General features: G+C 69.8%; 18 protein-coding genes. 8 read left to right on the top strand and 10 right to left on the bottom strand.

The features are described 5' to 3' along the window. The first annotated feature begins 14 nt into the window (after nt 1–14). Both MFF40_RS05885 and MFF40_RS05880 read left to right on the top strand, forming a co-directional pair. Nucleotides 15–1,046: an SGNH/GDSL hydrolase family protein gene (locus tag MFF40_RS05885; protein ID WP_238259909.1), complete on the top strand. Its 1,032-nt coding sequence runs from the start codon at nt 15–17 to the stop codon at nt 1,044–1,046. Between the two features lie 3 nt (nt 1,047–1,049). Continuing rightward, a complete protein-coding gene (locus tag MFF40_RS05880; protein WP_147856691.1) occupies nt 1,050–1,733 on the top strand; it encodes a GDSL-type esterase/lipase family protein in 684 nt (227 codons plus the stop codon). A gap of 145 nt (nt 1,734–1,878) precedes the next feature. Here the strand turns inward: MFF40_RS05880 and ilvD are convergent, their stop codons facing one another. Then, a complete protein-coding gene (ilvD, locus tag MFF40_RS05875) occupies nt 1,879–3,708 on the bottom strand; it encodes a dihydroxy-acid dehydratase (protein ID WP_238259906.1) in 1,830 nt (609 codons plus the stop codon). A 146-nt stretch (nt 3,709–3,854) separates the two neighbouring features. On the opposite strand from ilvD, the gene ade reads away from it, so the two are divergent. Beyond that, nucleotides 3,855–5,576, top strand: a complete 1,722-nt coding sequence (gene ade, locus MFF40_RS05870) for an adenine deaminase (RefSeq protein WP_238259904.1) — start codon at nt 3,855–3,857, stop codon at nt 5,574–5,576. An 89-nt stretch (nt 5,577–5,665) separates the two neighbouring features. Next, on the top strand, nt 5,666–6,091 hold the full coding sequence (locus MFF40_RS05865) for an organic hydroperoxide resistance protein (protein WP_147856348.1): 426 nt from the start codon (nt 5,666–5,668) through the stop codon (nt 6,089–6,091). 228 nt (nt 6,092–6,319) lie between these two features. On the opposite strand, the gene MFF40_RS05860 is transcribed toward MFF40_RS05865, so the two are convergent. The 6 genes from MFF40_RS05860 to MFF40_RS05835 all read right to left on the bottom strand — a co-directional run bounded on the left by MFF40_RS05860 (nt 6,320) and on the right by MFF40_RS05835 (nt 15,210). Next, nucleotides 6,320–7,153, bottom strand: a complete 834-nt coding sequence (locus tag MFF40_RS05860) for an HTD2 family dehydratase (protein WP_147896590.1) — start codon at nt 7,151–7,153, stop codon at nt 6,320–6,322. Between the two features lies 1 nt (nt 7,154). After that, nucleotides 7,155–8,303 carry an acyl-CoA dehydrogenase family protein gene (locus MFF40_RS05855; protein WP_238259902.1) on the bottom strand — a complete coding sequence of 383 codons (1,149 nt, stop codon included), beginning with the start codon at nt 8,301–8,303 and terminating at the stop codon, nt 7,155–7,157. Nucleotides 8,304–8,311: 8 nt separating this feature from the next. Further along, nucleotides 8,312–9,061, bottom strand: a complete 750-nt coding sequence (locus MFF40_RS05850) for an SDR family oxidoreductase (protein ID WP_238259900.1) — start codon at nt 9,059–9,061, stop codon at nt 8,312–8,314. A gap of 463 nt (nt 9,062–9,524) precedes the next feature. Continuing rightward, entirely contained in the window at nt 9,525–10,661 is a 1,137-nt protein-coding gene (locus MFF40_RS05845; protein WP_147896587.1) for a CaiB/BaiF CoA transferase family protein, read from the bottom strand. 141 nt (nt 10,662–10,802) lie between these two features. Beyond that, nucleotides 10,803–13,961 (bottom strand): efflux RND transporter permease subunit, encoded by a 3,159-nt coding sequence (locus MFF40_RS05840; RefSeq protein ID WP_147896586.1) that lies wholly within the window; start codon nt 13,959–13,961, stop codon nt 10,803–10,805. Nucleotides 13,962–14,010: 49 nt separating this feature from the next. Then, on the bottom strand, nt 14,011–15,210 hold the full coding sequence (locus tag MFF40_RS05835) for an efflux RND transporter periplasmic adaptor subunit (protein WP_147896585.1): 1,200 nt from the start codon (nt 15,208–15,210) through the stop codon (nt 14,011–14,013). A gap of 363 nt (nt 15,211–15,573) precedes the next feature. Here MFF40_RS05835 and MFF40_RS05830 point away from each other — a divergent pair, with 363 nt between their 5' ends. After that, nucleotides 15,574–15,795 carry an HOOK family protein gene (locus MFF40_RS05830; RefSeq protein WP_147855248.1) on the top strand — a complete coding sequence of 74 codons (222 nt, stop codon included), beginning with the start codon at nt 15,574–15,576 and terminating at the stop codon, nt 15,793–15,795. Nucleotides 15,796–16,221: 426 nt separating this feature from the next. Further along, the gene (locus tag MFF40_RS05825) at nt 16,222–16,395 is read left to right on the top strand and encodes a hypothetical protein (RefSeq protein WP_187277754.1); all 174 of its coding nucleotides are present in this window, start codon (nt 16,222–16,224) and stop codon (nt 16,393–16,395) included. 4 nt (nt 16,396–16,399) lie between these two features. Here MFF40_RS05825 and MFF40_RS05820 read toward each other — a convergent pair whose 3' ends face one another. The 3 genes from MFF40_RS05820 to MFF40_RS28910 are packed head-to-tail and all read right to left on the bottom strand — an operon-like array spanning nt 16,400 to nt 18,473. Next, complete coding sequence (locus MFF40_RS05820) at nt 16,400–16,618, bottom strand: hypothetical protein (protein ID WP_147855247.1); 219 nt, start codon at nt 16,616–16,618, stop codon at nt 16,400–16,402. Further along, nucleotides 16,615–17,226 (bottom strand): cysteine hydrolase family protein, encoded by a 612-nt coding sequence (locus tag MFF40_RS05815; RefSeq protein ID WP_147855246.1) that lies wholly within the window; start codon nt 17,224–17,226, stop codon nt 16,615–16,617. Before MFF40_RS05815 ends, MFF40_RS05820 begins: the two co-directional genes overlap by 4 nt. Continuing rightward, nucleotides 17,223–18,473, bottom strand: coding sequence for a GNAT family N-acetyltransferase (locus MFF40_RS28910; RefSeq protein WP_308447699.1), 1,251 nt, complete (start codon nt 18,471–18,473; stop codon nt 17,223–17,225). Before MFF40_RS28910 ends, MFF40_RS05815 begins: the two co-directional genes overlap by 4 nt. A 97-nt stretch (nt 18,474–18,570) precedes the next feature. Here MFF40_RS28910 and MFF40_RS05805 point away from each other — a divergent pair, with 97 nt between their 5' ends. Both MFF40_RS05805 and MFF40_RS05800 read left to right on the top strand, forming a co-directional pair. After that, complete coding sequence (locus MFF40_RS05805; RefSeq protein WP_147855851.1) at nt 18,571–19,584, top strand: LysR family transcriptional regulator; 1,014 nt, start codon at nt 18,571–18,573, stop codon at nt 19,582–19,584. Between the two features lie 70 nt (nt 19,585–19,654). Next, nucleotides 19,655–20,275, top strand: a complete 621-nt coding sequence (locus MFF40_RS05800) for an urease subunit gamma (protein ID WP_238259898.1) — start codon at nt 19,655–19,657, stop codon at nt 20,273–20,275. The last annotated feature ends 66 nt before the right edge of the window (nt 20,276–20,341 follow it).

The raw sequence follows: 20,341 nt of genomic DNA, 5'->3' as shown, positions 1-20,341 counted from the left end.
GTGGGAGAACCAGCATGGCCCAACGGGCCCCCGACGACATCGAGCAGGCTCGGCGCCGCACGTTCCTCCGCGACTTCCACAACTTCGATTCGAACATCCGTTTCCCGGCGCCCTACACGCAGTTCGCCGGCAAGCCGCTGGCGTCCGCGGCGGGCCAGAACTGGCGCTACGACGCGCTCGGCTACCGGAACGACATGCACGCGGAGGCGCGCTCGCCCGCGGAGACGCTGCGCGTGTTCGTGGTCGGCGACAGCACGTTGATCGACGGCCAGGTCTTCGCCGACACCATCCCGGGCCGATTGGAGACCGGGCTGAAGCGCCTGCACGGCGAAGGCGCCCGGGTCTACAATTTCGGTGCGACCTCCGCCTGCCTGAACCAGATGATCGCCCTGATCACGACCCGGCTGATGGACCTTCAGCCCGACGTGATCTTCGTCATGGGCGGCGCCACCGACATCTTCCAGCCCTGGAGCTTCGATCCGCGCGCCGGCTACCCATACAACCACTTCGCGCAGGAAACCCTGTACGACTACTTCTTCAACACGACGAAGTCGGGCGCGGACGCCGAGGACCTGAGCTACGACAGCCTGCAGGCGCTGATCTTCGGCCGGCTCGACAACCTCCGGGCGCTGACCAACTGGCAGTCCGACATCTGGGAATGGGAAGTGGTGCGCCAGTTCGAGCTGGCACTGAAGCGCCTCGCCCGGCTGTCCGGGGGCATCGGCGCGCCGGTGCGGTTCCTCCTGCAGCCGGCGATCGTGCGCAAGACCGAGCGGGTCGGCGACGAGCAGAACACCGCCTCCCAAGAGTTTTTGGGTTATCTCGACCGCCAATACACTCGGATCGAGCAGGTTCTGGGCCGGCTCGACGCCGATGGCCTCACGCAGGGGCCGTTCACGACCCGGGACCTCAGCCGGATCTTCGAAGCCGATACGCGAGCCCTGTTCACCGACATCGTCCATGTCGGTGAACAGGGCCGCCAGGCGATCGCCGACCGCCTTGCGGCCGAGGTCGCGGAGGTGCTCGGCCTCCCCGCGGAGGCGTAGGCGTTGGTCGCGCCGATCGTGTTCATCGGGGACTCGATCACCGAGGCCTGGGGATTCCACCGGGCCGAGACCTTCGCGGCCCACGACCTGATCCCCCGGGGCGGGTCCGGCCAGACGGCCCGCTGGATCACCATGCGGTTCCGCCGCGACCTGGAGGAGACCGGCGCCCGGGGCGTCCACCTCCTCTGCGGCGTCAACGATATCGGGCGCAACGAGGGGTTCTTCGTCCCCGCCGACGAGATCGCCCGGACGCTGGCCGGCATGCTCGACGAAGCCCGGGCGATGGGCGTGACGGCCTGGGTCGGCTCGATCATGCCGGCCGCCCGGATCCCGTGGAATCCAGAGGTCCCCGACGCCCCGGCGATGATCGCTGCGGTGAATGCCTGGCTCCGCGACCACGCGCACGAGCACGGCGCGACCTTCATCGACTACCACGCGGTGCTGGCGGACGGATCCGGGGCGCTGCGCCGGGCCTACACCACCGACGGCCTCCATCTCAGCCCGGCTGGCTACAAGGCGATCGAGCCGCTGATGCTGTCGGCGTTGGGGCGGGCGCCGGTAGGGGATGTGCACCACGCGCCCGGCGGTGCGACGAGGCGGAAGTTCGGCAGACGGTGGCGTGCGGTGCTTGCCGCCGCGGTTGCGATCGTGATCGCCGGCCTGATCCTCATGCTGGCCCTGCGCTGATGAGGAAGTCGGCTCGGCGATAAGCCCAGGCATCATCTCGACGCGTGGACATCCAACGCGTCATCCCCGGGGCCGCGAAGCGGCGCCCGGGATCCAGTCGATTTCCCAATCCCGAAAGACGGCGTCTCCCGAAACCAGTTCTCCATCACACCCGCCGCACCGCCCCGTGCGCCGCGCTGGTGGTGAGCATCGCGTAGGCGCGCAGAGCCGTGGTGACCTTGCGCTTGCGCGGGCTCGCCGGCTGCCAGCCGGCGGCGTCCTGCTCGGCCCGGCGCCGCTCCAGCTCGGCGGGTTCGACGGCGAGGTCGATGGAGCGGGCCGGGATGTCGATGGCGATGGTGTCGCCGTCGCGCACGAGGCCGATCAGCCCGCCCTCGGCCGCCTCCGGGGAGACGTGGCCGATCGACAGGCCGGAGGACCCGCCCGAGAAGCGGCCGTCGGTGACCAGCGCGCAGGCTTTGCCGAGGCCCTTCGATTTCAGGTAGCTCGTCGGATAGAGCATCTCCTGCATGCCGGGGCCGCCGCGCGGGCCCTCGTAGCGGATCAGCACGACCTCGCCGGCCGTGACCTTGCCGTTGAGGATCCCGTCCACCGCGGCGTCCTGGCTCTCGAACACCCGGGCGGTCCCCGTGAAGGTCAGGATCGAGGCGTCGACGCCCGCCGTCTTCACGATGCAGCCCTGCTCGGCGAGGTTTCCGTAGAGCACCGCCAAGCCACCATCGCGCGAATAGGCGTGGGCGGCGTCGCGGATCACCCCGCCCTCCCGGTCGAGGTCGAGTTCGTCGAAGCGGGATTCCTGGCTGAACGCCACCTGGGTCGGCACGCCCCCGGGGGCCGCGCGGTAGAAACTCTGGACCGAGGCGCTGGGCGCGCCGCGGACGTCCCAGCGTGCCAGCGCCGCGCCGAGGGTCCCGGCGGCGACGTTGCCGACCTCGGTTTCGATCAGCCCCGCCCGGTCGAGCTCGCCCAGGATGGCCATGATCCCGCCGGCCCGGTGCACGTCCTCCATGTGGACGTTGGCCACCGCCGGGGCGACCTTGCACAGGACCGGCACGCGCCGGGACAGCCGGTCGATATCGGCCATGGTGAACGGCACCTCGCCCTCGTGGGCGGCGGCCAGCAGGTGCAGCACCGTGTTGGTCGAGCCGCCCATGGCGATGTCCAGCGTCATGGCGTTCGCGAACGCCGTGACGCTCGCAACCGCGCGGGGCAGCACGCTCGCGTCGTCCTGCTCGTAGTGGCGGCGGGCGAGGTCCACGATCAGGTGGCCGGCCTCCACGAACAGGCGCTTGCGGTCGGCGTGCGTCGCCAGAACCGAGCCGTTGCCCGGCAGCGCCAGACCCAGCGCCTCGGTCAGGCAGTTCATCGAGTTCGCGGTGAACATGCCCGAGCAGGAGCCGCAGGTCGGGCAGGCCGAGCGCTCGATCACCGCCACGTCTTCGTCCGAGATCCGGTCGTCGGCGGCCGCGATCATGGCGTCGACCAGATCGACCTTCTTGGCGATGCCGGGCAGCTGGACCTTGCCGGCCTCCATCGGGCCGCCCGAGACGAACACCGTCGGGATGTTGAGCCGCAGGCAGGCCATGAGCATGCCGGGGGTGATCTTGTCGCAATTCGAGATGCACACCATCGCGTCGGCGCAATGCGCGTTGACCATGTACTCGACCGAATCGGCGATCAGCTCCCGGGACGGCAGCGAGTAGAGCATGCCGTCGTGGCCCATCGCGATGCCGTCATCGACCGCGATGGTGTTGAACTCCTTGGCGACGCCGCCGGCCTTCTCGATCTCCCGGGCGACCAGCTGGCCGAGATCCTTCAGGTGGACGTGGCCGGGCACGAACTGGGTGAACGAGTTCACCACGGCGATGATCGGCTTGCCGAAATCGCCGTCCTTCATGCCGGTGGCGCGCCAGAGGCCGCGGGCGCCGGCCATGTTGCGGCCGTGGGTGGTGGTGCGGGAACGATAGGCGGGCATCGCGCGGTTCAATCGGTTCAGAAGCGAATCTTTCAAAGGTAGGGGCTTCTGCGCCCGCCGACGCGTCGCTGCAAGCGTCGCCGAAGCGGACGCGACCGTGTCATGCTCCCGGCGGATACCGGGACGCGAGAGAGGCGAATCGTACGATGGACCGAGTGGATTTCCTGAAGCGGGCCATCGACCAGGGCCAGGGCCGGACCGAGGCCGACCTCGTCCTCAAGGGCGGGCGCTTCCTCGACCTCGTCACCGGCGACCTCGTCGCCTCCGATATCGCGATCTGCGGCGACCGGATCGTCGGCACCTTCGGCAGCTATCGCGGGCGGCGCGAGATCGACATCGCCGGCAAGGTCGTGGTGCCGGGCTTCATCGACACGCATTTCCACGTCGAATCCTCGCTGATGCCGCCGCAGGAATTCGAGCGCTGCGTCCTGCCCCACGGCGTCACCACCGGCTTGTGCGACCCGCACGAGATGGCGAACGTGCTGGGAACCGAGGCGTTCGTGTGGTTCCTGGCCTCGTCCGAGACTTTGGCGATGGACCTGCGGGTCCAGCTGTCCTCCTGCGTGCCGGCCACCGACCACCTCGAGACCTCGGGCGCGCGGATCGGGGTGGCGGACCTGCTGCCCTTCGCGGGCCATCCCAAGGTGATCGGGCTCGCCGAGTTCATGAATTTCCCGGGCGTGCTCGCCGGCGACCCGGGCGCCCTCGAAAAGCTCGCGGCGTTCCAGGGCCGGCTGATCGACGGCCACGCGCCGCTTCTGCGCGGGAGCGCGCTCAACGGCTACATCGCGGCCGGCATCCGCACCGAGCACGAGGCGACCACGCCCGAGGAGGCGATGGAAAAACTGTCCAAGGGCATGACCGTGCTGATCCGCGAGGGCTCGGTCTCCAAGGACCTGCACGCCCTGGCGCCGATCCTGACCGAGCGCACGGCGCCGTTCCTGGCCTTCTGCACCGACGACCGGAACCCCCTCGACATCGCCGAGGAGGGCCACCTCGACTACGTCGTCCGCACCGCGATCGCGCTGGGTGCGCCGCCGCTGGCGGCCTACCGGGCGGCCTCCTGGTCGGCGGCTCGGGCGCTGGGGCTGCACGATCGCGGCCTGGTGGCACCGGGCCAGCGTGCCGACCTCGTCGTGCTCGACGATTTCCTGGAGTGTCGCGTCGCCCGGGTCTTCAGCGCCGGGCGACTGGTGGAGGACGCGCTGTTCGCCGACCGGCCCGCGATCCAGCCGATCGGCCGGGGCAGCCTGCGGGCCCGCCGGGTGACGGCGGCGGATTTCGCGGCCCCCGGTTCCGGGCCATCGACGCCGGTGATCGGCGTGGTGCCGGGCAAGCTCATCACCCTGCGGCACGACCTGTCGCTGCCCTACAGCGCGGGCGAGCGCCGGATCGACCTCGATCAGGACGTCATCAAGGTCGCGGTGGTGGAGCGCCACGGGAAGACGCCGGCGGGGCAGCGGGGCATCGGCGTGGCGTTCGTGAAGGGCTTCGGCCTGAAGCGCGGCGCGATCGCCTCCTCGGTCGGGCACGACAGCCACAACGTCACGGTGGTCGGCGCCGACGATGCCGACATGGCCGTGGCGGTGAACCGGCTCGGCGCCATCGAGGGCGGCTTCGTGGTGGTCGAGGGCGGCCGGGTGCTCGCCGAGATCGCCCTGCCGGTCGCCGGTCTGATGAGCCTGCTCCCGTTCGATGCGATCGGTGCCGCGCTGGTGACCCTGCGGGCGGCGGCGCGCGGCCTCGGCGTCGTCCTGCCCGAGCCGTTCCTGCAGGTGGCGTTCCTGCCGCTGCCCGTGATCCCGCACCTGAAGATCACCGACAAGGGCTTGGTGGATGTCGACCGCTTCGCGCTGATCGACCCGTAAAATCGATTGCGCACAATCTATCTCGGGATTATATGAGGGCTGTGCCGGCCCTATATGCCGACTCCCTTCCTGTTCCTGGAGATCGCACCATGTCCGTAGACGTGAAGTACCGCACCAGCGCGACCGCCACCGGAGGCCGCGACGGCGCCGCCAAGACCGCCGACGGCAGCTTCGAGGTGAAGCTCGCGACCCCGAAGGAGCTCGGCGGGGCCGGCGGCCCGGGCGCGAACCCCGAGCAGCTGTTCGCCTCCGGCTATTCGGCCTGCTTCCTCGGCGCCATGAAGGCGGTCGCCCCCTCGCTGAAGCTCAAGGTCCCGGCCGAGACCACCGTCACCGCCGATGTGGGCATCGGCCCGCGCTCCGAGGGCGGCTTCGGCATCACCGCCGACCTGACGATCAGCCTGCCGGGCCTCGACCGCGCCGACGCGCAGAAGCTCGTGGACGCCGCCCACCAGGTCTGCCCGTACTCGAACGCCACCCGCGGCAACGTCGATGTCGGCCTGACGCTCGCCTGAGCCGGGTCGTCATCCCGTCCGTTCGAAGATCCTGAGGAGCGCCGACCCTGCGGGCGCCCCTCGGGCTCCGGTCGTCGACGGAACAACGTCCTGTGGCGAGCATCCTCAACCGTCATAGCGAGCGCAGCGCAACAACCCAGGGACGCGCTACGTCTGAGATCGCGCGCTGCACTGGGTCGCGGCGCTACGCTCGCAATGACGGCCAGCTGAACGCCGAGGCGTCAGCGTTCATACCGCCGCCCGCGCCCGCATGCAGACGCGGCCTGCCTCGTCCAACGTGACGCCCTCGAACCCCTCCCCGGTGCGCCGCCCACAGATCCGAAAGATCTGGTTGGCCGTCAGCGGCGAGACGCCGCGATGCGTGAAGGTGCGCGGCACCCGTCCGAGCAGCGTCGCGGCCAAATTCATCAGCAGCGTCGCCTGGATCGGGCCGTGGACCACCAGGTCGGCATAGCCCTCGACGCGCGTGGCGTAGGGCTGGTCGTAGTGGAAGCGGTGGCCGTTGAAGGTCATGGCCGAGTAGCGGAACAACAGCGTCGGCGTCGCCGGCACGGCCCAGACCTGCTCGTAGGCGGCCGCGTCGTCGCGCTCGGCCGTGGCCCCGGTGCCGGTCTGCGCGCCGGCGGCCTCCCGGTAGACGATGTCCTGCCGCTCGCGGATCGCCACGCCGCTTGCTGTGGCGAGCGCGTGCTCGACCGTCACGAAGCACAGCCGGCCGCTGCGCCCCTCCTTGAACGCCACGTCGCGCACGGTCTCGGTCCGGGTGACCAGATCGCCCTCGCGCAGCTCGGCCAGCGTCTCGACTTGCCCGCCGGCCCACATCCGCCGCGGCAGAGGCACCGGCGGCAGGAACCCGCCCTTGGCGGCGTGACCGTCCGGGCCGAGGGCGTCGGCGGGCGGCGTCTCCGGGGCGAGGCACCAGTGCAGGGCCGGCGGCGCCGCCCCGTCCGGGACCGGGGCGAGATGCGGCGTGAAGGTCGCGCGGAATTCGGCGCGCAGCCGGGGCGTGACGAGATCCGAGGTCTCGCGGGTGCGGCCGATCCAGGCTTCGAGGTCGGTCATGTCAGTACGCGCGCGGCAGGCCGAGCACGTGCTCGGACAGGTAGGCGAGGATCAGGTTCGTGGAGATCGGCGCGACCTGATACAGGCGCGTCTCGCGGAACTTGCGCTCGATATCGTATTCCTCGGCGAATCCGAACCCGCCATGGGTCTGGATGCAGGCGTTGGCGGCCTCGAACGAGGCGTCGGCGGCGAGCATCTTGGCCATGTTGGCCTCCGCGCCGGGATTGGTCCCGGATTCGTAGAGGCTCAGCGCCTCGCGGACCATCAACTCTGCCGCCCGCATGTTGGCGTAGGCTTTGGCGATCGGGAACTGCACGCCCTGGTTGGCGCCGATCGGCCGGCCGAACACAGAGCGGTCCACCGCGTAGGTCCTGGCCCTGTCGATGAACCACTTGGCGTCGCCGACGCATTCCGCGGCGATCAGGATGCGCTCGGCATTCATGCCGGACAGGATGTAGCGGAAGCCTTTTCCCTCTTCGCCGATCAGATTGTCGGCCGGTACGCGGAGGTTGTCGAAGAAGACCTCCGTGGTGGCATGGTTCATCATGGTGCGGATCGGCCGGATGGTCAGACCGTGGCCGACCGCCTCCCGCATGTCGACGAGCAGCACCGACAGGCCGTCGGTGCGCTTCATGCCCTCGGTGCGCGGGGTGGTGCGGGCTAGGAGCAGCATCAGGTCCGAATGCTCGGCCCGGCTGGTCCAGATTTTTTGGCCGTTGATGACGTAGTGGTCCCCGTCGCGCCGGGCCGTGGTCTTCAGGCTGCCGGTATCGGTGCCGGAACTCGGCTCGGTCACCCCGAAGGCCTGGAGCCGCAGGCGGCCCTCGGCGACGGCCGGCAGGTAGGCGGCCTTCTGCGCCTCCGAGCCGTGCCGGAGCAGCGTGCCCATCGTGTACATCTGCGCATGGCAGGCGCCGCCGTTGCAGCCGGCCCGCTGGACCTCCTCCAGGATCGCCGCGGCAGCGGAGAGCGGCAGGCCGGACCCGCCATAGTCCTCCGGAATCAGCACCGAGAGGTAGCCGCTCTCGGTGAGCGCGGTCACGAACGCGGTCGGGTAGGCCATCTCCCGGTCGAGGGCGCGCCAGTACGGGCCGGGGAACCCGGCGCAGAGCTTGGCGACCGCCTCGCGGATCTCGGTATAGGCTTCCATCGCGCGCCTCAGGCCGTGCGGCCGCCATCGACCGGCAGGTCAACACCGGTGATGAATTCGGCCTCGTCGGAGGCCAGGAACAGGGCCGCGGCGGCGATGTCCTCGGCCCGCGACATCCGGCCGAGCGGGATCGTACTGATGAACTTGTCGCGGTTCTCCGGGGTGTCGGGCACGCCCATGAAATGCTCGAGCAGCGCGGTTGCGCCCATCACCGGGCACAGGGCGTTCACCCGGATCTTCCAGGGGGCCAATTCCAGCGCCAGCGACTTCGAGGCGAGGCTCGCCGCCCCCTTTGAGGCGTTGTACCAGGTCAGGCCGGGACGCGGCCGGAGCGCCGCCGTCGAGCTGACGTTGAGGATCACGCCGCCGCCCTGGTCGCGCATCAGCGGGGCGATTGTCCGGACGTAGTGGAAGATCGACTTCACGTTCACCCGGAACACGCGGTCGAACTCGTCCTCGGTGACCTCCAGCAGCGGCTTGTTGCGGTGGGTGGTGCCGGCGTTGTTGACGAGGATGTGCGGGATGCCGAACCGCTCCCGGGTCTCGGCGACGCTGGCCTCGACATCGGCCGCCGCCCCGACATCGGCGGCGACCGCGATGGCATTCGCGCCGATGCCTGATGCGACCCGCTCGGCCGCCGACCTGTCGATGTCCACGCAGGCGACGCGCGCGCCCTCGGCGGCAAAGCGCTCGGCGATGCCCGCGCCGAACCCGCTCCCGGCCCCCGTCACGATCGCGATTTTTCCGTTCAGTCTCATCGCTTCCTCCCGGTTTTTGTATTCAAGCGTGTCCAACGCTCGCGCCTCTCCAGACCACCACCTCATCCTGACAGGTTCTGGATCTTTCGATCGATCGCCCTTCGATCCCCATGCACCCGACGCCTTAGCGGTCCCGGACGGGCCTATTGCCCCAGCAGGAACCGCGGGTCCCCTCTCCCGTGCGGGAGAGGGACAGGGTGAGGGATGCGCGCTTTCCGGAAAGACCTGATCCCTCACCCCAGCCCTCTCCCGCACGGGAGAGGGGGCATGTCGCGGTCCGTCATCGACTGTCGCGAGCGATGTATTGAAAGACTCATAGCCTCTGAGGTGCGGACGCGCAGCGGTCGCCTCGAAGGAGCCCTCCAGGGATCGCGGCGCCATCTGGAGGCCTCTTTCGAGGCTCGCGCTTCGCGCAAGCACCTCAAGACGAGGGCGCGGCTGGGTTTCCTGGTGCAACGCGCACTCACCGCTCTGCCCCGAACTCCCGCCGGATCCGTTCGCTGTGCTCGCCGATGTCCGGCACCCGCCCGAGCGCGCGGACTTCGCCGTCGATCAGGACCGGCGGGGCGACGATCCGGGCCGGGCCCGCCGAGGTCTCGACCTCGGCGCGGACCAGGGCCGGGTGCGTGGCGAGGTCGGCCAGGGTGTTGACGAACCCGTAGGCGGTGCCGGCGGCCTTCAGCCGGGCTGCGGCCGCGTCGCGGCTCAGCTGCACCAGGGCGCCGCCGACGCGCAGATCGACGGCGGCGCGGTTCGCCACCCGGGCGTTGTTCGACGAAAACCCCTCGGCCCGGGCGAAATCCGGCTCGCCCAGCACCGTGTCGCAAAAATTCGCCCATTCCCGCTCGTTCTGGATCGAGATGAGCACCAGGCTGCCGTCGGCGGTCGGGTAGGCGCCGTAGGGCGAGATCGTGGGATGGGCGAGGCCCACGCGCTGGGGCTCCCGGCCGGTGCCCTCGAAGTAGAGCAGCGGCACGGTCATCCAGTCGGCCGCGCCGCTGAACAGGCTGACCTCCAGGGCGCAGCCCGCGTCGGAGATGGAGCGGGCGATCAGCGCCTCCAGAACCGCGGCATGGGCGTCCATCCCGCAGGCGATGTCGCAGACCGAGACGCCGACCCGGCCCGGGCCGGCCGGATGCCCGGTGATGCCGGCCATGCCACTCTCGGCCTGCACCAGCAGGTCGTAGGCCTTCATGTCGCTGTAGGCGTGGCCGGCGCCGTAACCGGTGATGTCCACCGTGATCAGGCGCGGATGGCGTGCCCGCAAGTCCGCCGCGCCGAAACCCGCCCGGGCTGCGGCCCCGGGGGCGAGGTTCTGCACGAACACGTCGGCGCCTTCCAGGATGGCGTGCAGCAGCCGGGCATCGTCCGGATCCTTGATGTCGGCGACCAGGCTCTCCTTGCCGCGGTTGAGCCAGACGAAATAGCTCGCGAGCCCGTTGACCGCGGAATCGTAGCCCCGGGCGAAATCCCCCTCGGGCCGCTCGATCTTGATCACCCGGGCGCCGGCATCGGCCAGTCGCGACGTGCAGTAGGGTGCGGCGACGGCCTGTTCCAGGGCGAGGACGGTCAGCCCTTTCAGCGGCCGGTTCGGGTTCATCCGCAGCCTTCGCGTTCCATCAGGCCCCGCGGGGCCGCCGCCGGGGGATCTGGGTCGGCGGCGGCGTGCGCCAAGCGGGACGGGGTGACACCGACGCGGTGACGTGACCGGCGATGTGCGCCTTGCGCAGGATCGCTCAGCTCACTCCGCGGCCCGCAGGGTCGGCGCCTCGTGGTCGTCCCGGCCGCCCTCGGCGAGCGCCGCGTCGACCGCCTCGGGCCTGTCGCGGAACGAGAACCGGTGCGCCAGCCGGTCGAGGTAGACGTAGATGACGGGCGTGGTGAACAGGGTCAGGATCTGGCTCACGGCCAGCCCGCCGACCATGGCGTAGCCGAGCGGCTGCCGGATCTCGGAGCCGGTGCCGGTGGCGAGCATCAGCGGGATGCCGCCCAGCAGCGCCGCCATGGTGGTCATCAGGATCGGGCGGAACCGCAGAAGGGCCGCCTTCCGGATCGCCGCCTCCGGGCTCAGCCCCTCCTCGCGCTCGGCCACGATGGCGAAGTCGATCAGCATGATGCCGTTCTTCTTCACGATGCCGATGAGGAGGATGATGCCGATCAGCGCGATCAGGCTGAAGTCGAACCCCGCCCACATCAGCACCGCCAGGGCGCCCACGCCGGCGGACGGCAGGGTCGAGAGGATCGTCAGCGGGTGGATGAAGCTCTCGTACAGGATGCCGAGGATCAGGTAGACCACGAACAGGGCCGCCAGGATCAGCAGCGGCACCGTCGACAGCGATTGCTGGAACGCCTGCGCGGTGCCCTGGAAACCGGTGACCACGGTGGGTGGCACCTGAAGCTCGCGCATCGCCTGCCCGATCGCCTCGGTCGCCTGCCCGAGCGCGACGTCGGGGGCGAGGTTGAAGCTGATCGTCACCGCGGGGAACTGGCCCTGGTGGTTGACCACGAGGGGCGCCACGGGCTCGGTCGTCCAGTGGGCGAAGGCTGCGAGCGGCACCTGCCCTCCGCCGATCGGCGCCTTGATGTAGATCTTGTCGAGGCTCTCGACGCTGCCCTGGAGGGCCGGCAGCACCTCCAGGATCACGTGGTAGCTGTTGAGCTGCGTGAAGTACTGCGCGATCTGCCGCTGGCCGAACGCGTCGTACAGCGTGTCGTCGATGAGCTGGGGGGTGATGCCGTAGCGGGAGGCGGCGTCGCGGTCGATCGCCAGCGTCAGGGTGGTGCCGCGGTTCTGCTGGTCGGTGGCGACGTCGCGCAGCTCCGGCAGCGTCTTCATCCTGTCGAGGATGCGCGGCGCCCAGGTGTTCAGCTCGGCGAGATCCGGGTCCTGCAGGGTGTATTCGAACTGCGTCCGGGAGGTCCGGCCGCCTGTGCGCACGTCCTGGGTGGCCTGGATATAGGTGCGGATCCCCTCGACCCGCTCCAGCTTCGGCCGCAGGCGGCCGATGATCTGGAACGCGTTGGCCTCGCGCTCCTCGCGGGGCTTGAGCGTGATGTACATCCGCCCCGAATTGAGCGCCTGGCCGTTGCCGCCGAGCGACATGCCCACCGTCGCCACGTCCGGATCGGCCTGGACGATGGCGCCGACCTTCTCCTGCAGCGTCTTCATCGCCGAGAACGAGACATCCTGCCCCGCCTCGGTGACGCCGATCATGAAGCCGGTGTCCTGCTGCGGGAAGAACCCCTTCGGGATGACGATGAACAGGTGGACCGTCAGCGCCAGCGTCGCGAAGAAGGTCAGCAGCGTGACGAACCGGAAGCGCAGGGCGAGGTCGAGGCCCTTCGCGTAGGACGACAACAGCCCGTCGAACACCGCCTCGCTCGCCCGGTAAAGGCGGCCGTGGTGCCCGGTGCCGTGGGGCTTCAGGAGCCGCGCCGCCATCATGGGCGTCAGCGTCAGGGACACGAAGGCCGAGACCGCGATGGTCATCGACAGGACGACGGCAAATTCCCGGAACAGGCGGCCGATGATGCCGCCCATCAGCAGCAGCGGGATCAGCACCGCGATCAGCGAGACCGAGATGGAGACGATGGTGAAGCCGATCTCGCCCGCGCCCTTGAACGCGGCCTCCATGGGCCGCATTCCCTCCTCGACGTAGCGGCTGATGTTCTCCAGCACCACGATGGCGTCGTCGACCACGAAGCCGACCGAGATGGTCAGCGCCATCAGGGACAGGTTGTCGAGGGTATAGCCGGCGAGCCACATCAGCGCGCAGGCGCCGAGCAGGGCGAGCGGCACGGTCACGCTCGGGATCACGGTCGCCCAGAAGCTGCGCAGGAACACGAAGATCACCCCGACCACCAGCACGATGGTGATCAGGAGGGTGAACTGCACGTCCTCCACGGAGGCCCGGATCGTCTGCGTGCGGTCGCTGAGGATGCCGATCTTGATGCCGGCCGGCAGGGTTGCGGTCAGGCGCGGCAGCTGCGCCTTGATGCTGTCCACCGTGTCGATGACGTTGGCGCCGGGCTGCTTGAACACCACCAGGAACACGCCGCGCTGACCGTTGGTCCAGCCGGCCTGCTTGGTATCCTCGGGGCCGGCGACCGCGGTGCCGATGTCCCGCACCCGCAACGGGGCGCCGTCCCGGTAGGCGACGATCACGTCGTTCCAGTTCTGCGCCGTGGTGAGCTGGTCGTTGGCGTAGATCGTGTAGCTGTGGCTCGCCCCGTCGAGGCTGCCCTTCGGGTTGTTCACCGTGGTGAGCGACAGGGGCGCGCGGATATCCTCCAGCGACAGGCCCTTGGCGACGAGCTTGGCCGGATCGACCTGGATCCGCACCGCCGGCTTCTGCTGGCCGCCGATGAACACCTGCGCGACGCCCGAGATCTGGCTGATGCGCTGGGCGAGCTGCACGTCCACCGCGTCGTCCACGTCGATCAGCGGCATGCTGTCGGAGGTGGCCGAGAGCAGCAGGATCGGCGAATCGGCCGGGTTCACCTTGCGGTAGGTCGGCGGGGTCGGCAGGCTCTTCGGCAGCTGCCCGCTGGCCGCGTTGATCGCCGCCTGGATGTCGCTGGCCGCGCCGTCGATGTTGCGGTTGAGGTCGAACTGGACCGTGACCGTCGAGATGCCCAGCGAGCTGGTCGAGGTCATCTGGGCGACGCCCGGGATCTGCGAGAATTGCCGCTCCAGGGGCTGCGCCACCGAGGAGGCCATGGTCTCCGGGCTGGCGCCGGGCAATTGCGCGGTGACCTGGATCGTCGGGAAATCCACCTGCGGCAGCGGCGCGACGCCGAGCAGCGGGTAGGCCACCATCCCGAGGAACAGGATGCCGACCATGATCAGCGTGGTCGCCACCGGGAAGCGGATGAACGGCGCCGAGATGCCAGCCTTCATCGCAGACCCTCTTGCGGCATCGTGGCCGGCCTGTCCGAGCCGGCCCCCATCACGGCTTGGCCTCGGCCGACAGGACCGCTGCGCCCGTCTCCGCCTGCGCGGTGTGGGCCGCGCGGGGATCGGCGACGAGGCTGCCGTCCTGCACCTTGTACTGCCCGGCGGTGATCACCCGCTCGCCCGGCTTGATGTCACCGCCCAGAACCTGCGTCCTGCCGGAATCGGAGCGCCCCGCCTTCAGCGTGCGCTGATGCGCGTGGTTACTCTCGTCGATCACGAAGGCGAACAGGCCGTCGGGCCCGTGCTGGACGGCATCGTCCGGCACCGTCGTGGCGGCCGCCACCGTGCCCACCCGCATCCGGGTCGAGACCGACAGGCCGGGCCAGAGGGCGTGGTTCTGGTTCTGGAACACGGCCTTCAGGCGGATCGTGCCGGTCGCCGTGTCGACCTGGTTGTTGAACAGGGCGAGCTTGCCGTCCGCCAGCTTGGTCAAGCCATCCGAGGTCCGCGCCTCCACCGGCACCTCGCCGGCGCGCAGGGCCGCGACGATCGCGGGCAGCTGGTCCTCGGGCGCCGTGAACACCACGAAGATCGGCTCGACCTGGGTGATGGTGACGATCGCCGACTGCCCCGCGGCGTTGACGATGTTGCCGATGTCGACCTGCCGGAAGCCGGTGACGCCGTCGATCGGCGCCCGGATCGTCGCGTAGCCGAGCTGCGTGGTGGCGTTGTCGATGGAGGCCTGATCGGAGGCCACCTGCGCGGTCAACTGGGCGACCAGGGCGGTCTGCGTCTCGGTCTGCTGGCGCGACGCGTAGGCGCCCAGCCCGGTGTAGCGGACGAGGTCCGCCTTGGCGTTGTTGAGGTTGGCGGTGTCCTGGTCCTTCTTGGCCTTCGCCTGGTCCAGGGTGGCCTGGTAGGGGCGCGGGTCGATCTGGACCAGGATGTCGCCCTTGTGGACGTTCTGCCCCTCGCGGAACGCGATCTGGTTGATCTCGCCGTCGACCCGGGTGCGCACCTGAACGGTGTTGTAGGCCTGGACCGTGCCCAGGCCGTTCAGCACCAGCGCGAACGGACCCTGCTCGACCATCCCGGCCGTCACCGGAACGGCGATCGGGGCGGCCGCCTTCGTCTTGGCGATTGGCCGCTGGGTCGTGCGCACGTAGCCGTAGGCCCCGCCGCCCAGGACCGCGACGGCCACGATCGTCGTCACCAAACCGCGGGACCGCCGCGGCTTCCGCTCACCTGTCATCGGCCGCAGCCCCTTCCGCCGTGTAACGCGACAGCCTCGTCCGATCGGGTCGTGCCGCGATGGCTGTCCTCATCGCGTGCCATGCCGGATTGGGCCTTGCGTGATCGGGCCGCGAAGCCCGCCGCGAAGCCGCCGCGAAACTCCGCGACGCGCCTCGGAAGAATATTGCATTCCCTAGCATACAATCGCCGCGGCAACATTAGGGCGGGGCGGCGGCCGCCATGGCCGGTCGGCGCCCGGCGCGTCCGCGCCGGATCGATTGCGCCCGTGACAACAGCCCCGCAGATGCGCCAGAAGGCCGGTTCGACGACGCGCGGGAATGCGCGCCGGCCGGATCGCGAAGCCAGGAGACCGGGACGCCGCATGGCCGAGACGCTGGAATTGGATGGCCTGACCGAGCTGCGGGCCGCGCTGATCGAGGAGCGGCAGACCATCGCCGCCTCCGTGCGCAAGCTGCGCGACGCCCGCCGGCAGAAGGGCACCTTCGTGCTCGGCGACGGCGCGGCCGCGGGTCCGCGGCTGGTGGACGTGCAGCACCAGATCGACGTCGTCGATTCCATCATCGCCACGCTGACGAAGGTCTGAGCAGGGTCCGGCCCGCCGTGCCGAAGGCACGACGCCGCGCGGACCGGACAGGTGGCACCTTTGCGTGTCCGTTGTGTTTCCGGGGTGTGGCGAGCCTGGCGTCCCGGCCGACATCCGGACGGTCGCGACCCGATACGCCGGGATGCGCGGAGGGTCGGCGGCGTCCCTCGAAGCGACTCACTGCCTGGAGCCGACAAAGCATTCGGTGGCTCGACGCATCGTCCATCGCGTTCATTTCGCCATGCGGGCGTAAAATTCCCAGATCCGGTTGTCTCGCGATGCGCCCCGCGACAGCTCAGCCGTTCACGAAACCTGTCGGTGGTGACGAACCGGGCCGGTTGTACGGCCGATGCCTGTATTTGAGGCTGGACCGCGGAAGGTTTGTGCTGATACCGGACCGCACCTCAAGGCGCGGGATGCCACGACATGGACGCGTTCGATCAGCGCGAGACCGAGACCGACGCAACGGTCGAGCCTGAGGGCATCGCCGAGGCGGCGCTGCTCTGGGCCGCCATCCGGGCAGACTTGCGATCGCGCGACGAGCGCACCGCGCGGCTGCGCGCCATGCGCCTCATCGCCGGCGACGACGCGGTCGTCTGACCCGTCAGGACTCGCCGGCCTCCGGTAGGGCCGGCATGCGGGACGCGAGGGCGAACCCCACCGCCATGGCCATGGCCTCGGCCTGCGCGATCAGCGCCGCGTCGCCGCTCTCCCGGGCGGCCTGAACCAGACCGACGGCGTGTTGTCCGAGCCGGCGATCGATGGCGTCGTAATCCTGGGGACTCTGCGGCGCGGCGCGTTCGTGGGGATCGGAACCGGTCATTGGCGTGCCGAGGGATTCAAGAAGGTCGATACGGGCCTGAACGGCGCGGACGCCGTGACCCAAGCTTGCGTGTCCATGACATCCGCGAAGGCGCGCATCACGGCGCTGATCGAGCGGTGGACGTCGTGGGCCGCGATGCCTTCGAGATCGTGGCTGGCCGAGGCGTCGGAGAGGAAGGTCACATCCTGCCCGCGGTGGAACCCGTCGATCGCCGTGGCGAGACAGGCGGCCTCGCCGGCGAAACCCGCGATGACCAATTGTACGCCGCCGCGCTCCATCGCGTCGGCGAAGGCCGGGCTGGCGTAGCAGGACGGCCGGTCCCGGTCGAAGACCATGTCGCACCCGTGAGGCTCGAATCCCTCGATCCAGCGGGCGAACCGCGAGCCGGCCTGGAACAGGGGAGCCCCGATCCAGCGCACGTAGGCGATCGGGATGCCGCTGTCCCGGGCATGATCCAGGGCCAGCCGGCACTTCTCCAATGCCGGGGCGATGCCCGGGAGGGCCAGCGGGCGGCCGGCGATCTCGTATTCCTGCTGCATGTCGACCAGGACCAGCACGGGCACGCTGCTCGGCCGGCGGTAGAGCGCCGGATTCACGTGGCGGGTCATCGCGCCAGCTGCCCATCGACGGAGGGCCGCGTCACCGCCCGGGCGCGCGACCGGTCCAGGGCGCCGGCCTTGTGCCACCGGCCCTCGGGACGGATGATCACGTAGGGATCGACGCCGATCCCGATCGCCTCCGGATGCGGCTCCGCCTCCAGCAGCATCTCGACATAGTCGAAATCCGAGAACACGAGTTCCTGGGCGCCCTCGAAGACCCGGAAGCCGAACCGGCTCCAGAACCCGACGAGGCGCTTCTGCGCATGGCCGTAGAGCCGGCGGTAACCCTTGACCCGGGCCAGCTCGATCCCGGCCCGGACCAGAGCGAAAGCCATGCGGGTGTTGCGGTATTCCGCCCGGACGGCCAGCCGCTCGATCTTGGCGAAGTCGGCGAAGAACCGGATCCGCAGGCAGCCGGCCGGCTCGTCGCCGACATAGCCGATCAGGTGGGTGGCCGAGAGGTCGTTGCCGTCGAACTCCTCCTCGTACGGGCAGGCCTGCTCGGCCATGTAGACGGCGGCCCGCAGGGCGATGACCCGGGCGAGATCCTCGAAGCTGCGCGCCACGGCGACGCTGACGCCGCTGAGGCCGGGCCTGTGGCTGTCGTAGGGGGGCGAGATCTCGGGAACCGGCGTCCGCGGGAAATGATAGAGGAGCCCGTTCGCCCCCCCGCCCTTGGCGAAGCCCAGGGTCGTGAGCAGGTCGGCGCCTTCGGGCGTCGCCGCGCGGGCGTAGAAGTCGACGCCCCGGTACAGGGGGCTCGACAGGCGGTCGAACACGAGGCCGACGCCGCCGGCGAGCCGCCGACGCGCATACACGGCCCAGACGTAGATCGCGGCCGGACGCTCGTGCTGCCCGGCCAGCAGGGCGGCGGGCGGCTCGGCCGCATCGAAGGTTCCCGCCTTCAGGGCCGCGAGGCCGGCGCGGTTCAGCATCAGGCAGGCCACGAAGCCCTCGCCGCGTGGGTCGGCGGCATCGAACCGGTGCCGCTGGGCGATCGCGACGACGCTGTCGGGATTGATCGACAGCACCCGCTGCACCGTGGCGAGCGGTGCCAGGTCGGGCAGGTCCACCCGCGCCGCCGCGATGAGCCGTCCGAGGTCGTCCGGCGTCGGCAGGAAGGCGACGAGGTGCCGGGCAACCCGATCGACCCGCATCGCACCGAGTTCATGCCGCGGCTCCGGAAGCAGCGGCGGAATGCTCAGCCGCGCCGGGTTCTGTGCCGCGAAACGGGAGTGGGCGACGTGCACCGTCATCGGATGACCTGTCATTCGGGAACGGATTGACGCTGCAGCACTTCGCATCTAGCGCAGCCGCTGTATGTGCATGATTTGAAACAGGGGTGTTCCGCGGATGGAACGGGTCGAGGTCGACCACGGCTCGATGCCCGATTGGCAGAGTGTCCGGGTGTTCCTCACCCTGCATCGGTGCGGCAGCTTCCGGTCCGCGGCGGCCAGCCTCGGCCTCTCGATCAATTCGATCCGGCGGCGGGTCAGCGACCTCGAAGCGCGGATCGGCGCGCCGCTGATCACCCGGCACATCGATGGGGTGCGGCTGACCGCCGAGGGACGCGCGATCCTGGAGGCTGCCAGCCGCATGGAGGCGGCGGCGTTCGGGTTGATGCTGGCGGGCGACGCAGCCCCGTTCGCCGAGACCGGCGAGGTGCGAATCGCGGTCACGGAAGGCCTCGGCGCGTTCTGGCTGGCACCGCGGCTGGTTGAGTTTCAGCGTGCCAACCCGCGCCTGACCGTCGACTTGCGCTGCGCCATGGAATCCGCCGACGTGCTGCGGCTGGAGGCGGATGTCTCGATCCAGCTCACGCGGCCGACGAGCCCCGACCTGCGGATGGTCAAGCTCGGGCGCATGCACGTCATGCCCTACGCCGCGCGCAGCTACGAGCAGATCTACGGGTTGCCCGAGAAGCCGGCGGACCTCGCCCGGCACCGGATCGTGGTCCAGGCCGCGAGCCAGACGATTCGCCTGGAAGACTATGCGAAAGGCCTGGAGGGATTTCCCGCGGAGATTCCGGTGACGCTGAAGATCAACGTCAGCAGCGCCTATTACTGGGCCATCGCGAAAGGCGCGGGGATCGGCCTGTTGCCGACCTATGCGACCGCCATCGGCGCCCAGGTCGTCCCGGTGGACAATCTCGGCCGCACCAGTCTCGACATCTGGTTGACCTACCACCCCGATGCGGAGCGGATCGGCCGCGTCCGCCGGGTGATCGACTGGTTGCGCAGTTCTTTCGACGGGAGCCGCTACCCGTGGTTCCGGGACGAGTTCATCCATCCCCGCGATCTGCCGAGCCGGATCCGGGGCGAGACGCTGCCGGATCTGTTCGCCGGGTTCACCGGGATGTCGGAGTGAGACGCGCCGAGCCTTGACCCCGCGGCGCGCATGTTTCTTGCTCGCACGGCCGCAACGACGAGGTTCTCACGTGCTGCTGACGCCCCGCGAGAAGGACAAGCTGCTGATCGCCATGGCGGCGCAGGTGGCGCGCAACCGCCTGGCGCGCGGCGTCAAGCTCAACCACCCCGAGGCCGTGGCGCTGATCAGCGACTTCGTGGTCGAGGGCGCCCGCGACGGGCACACCGTGGCCGAGCTGATGCAGGCGGGGGCGAACGTCCTGACGGCCGACCAGGTGATGCCCGGCATCGCCGAGATGATCCCCGACATCCAGGTCGAGGCGACCTTCCCGGACGGGACGAAGCTCGTGACGGTGCATCACCCGATCCGCGGGGCGCTCTCGGCCGACGTGCCGGGCCGGGTGACCACGTTGCCCGGCGAGATCGTGTTCAACGTCGGCGCCGACCGCGCGGTGATCGAGGTCGCCAACACCGGCGACCGGCCGATCCAGGTCGGCTCGCACTACCATTTCTTCGAGGTGAACCCAGGCCTCGTCTTCGAGCGCGAGAAGGCCCGCGGCCGGCGCCTCGACATCGCGCCGGGCACGGCGGTGCGGTTCGAGCCGGGCTCCACCCGGGAGGTCGTGCTGGTGCCGCTCTCGGGCGGACGCACCGTGTACGGTTTCCGGGGCGACGTGATGGGCAAGCTGTGACCATGGCCAAGCGCCACGCCTGCACGCCGATCGGTCTTGTCCGGCGTTCAGGAACCTCCTTACTGT

Source organism: Methylobacterium mesophilicum, assembly GCF_022179445.1.
In the GTDB taxonomy this organism is placed as follows: Bacteria; Pseudomonadota; Alphaproteobacteria; order Rhizobiales; family Beijerinckiaceae; genus Methylobacterium; species Methylobacterium mesophilicum.
This window is presented reverse-complemented; position numbering and strand designations above follow the sequence as displayed.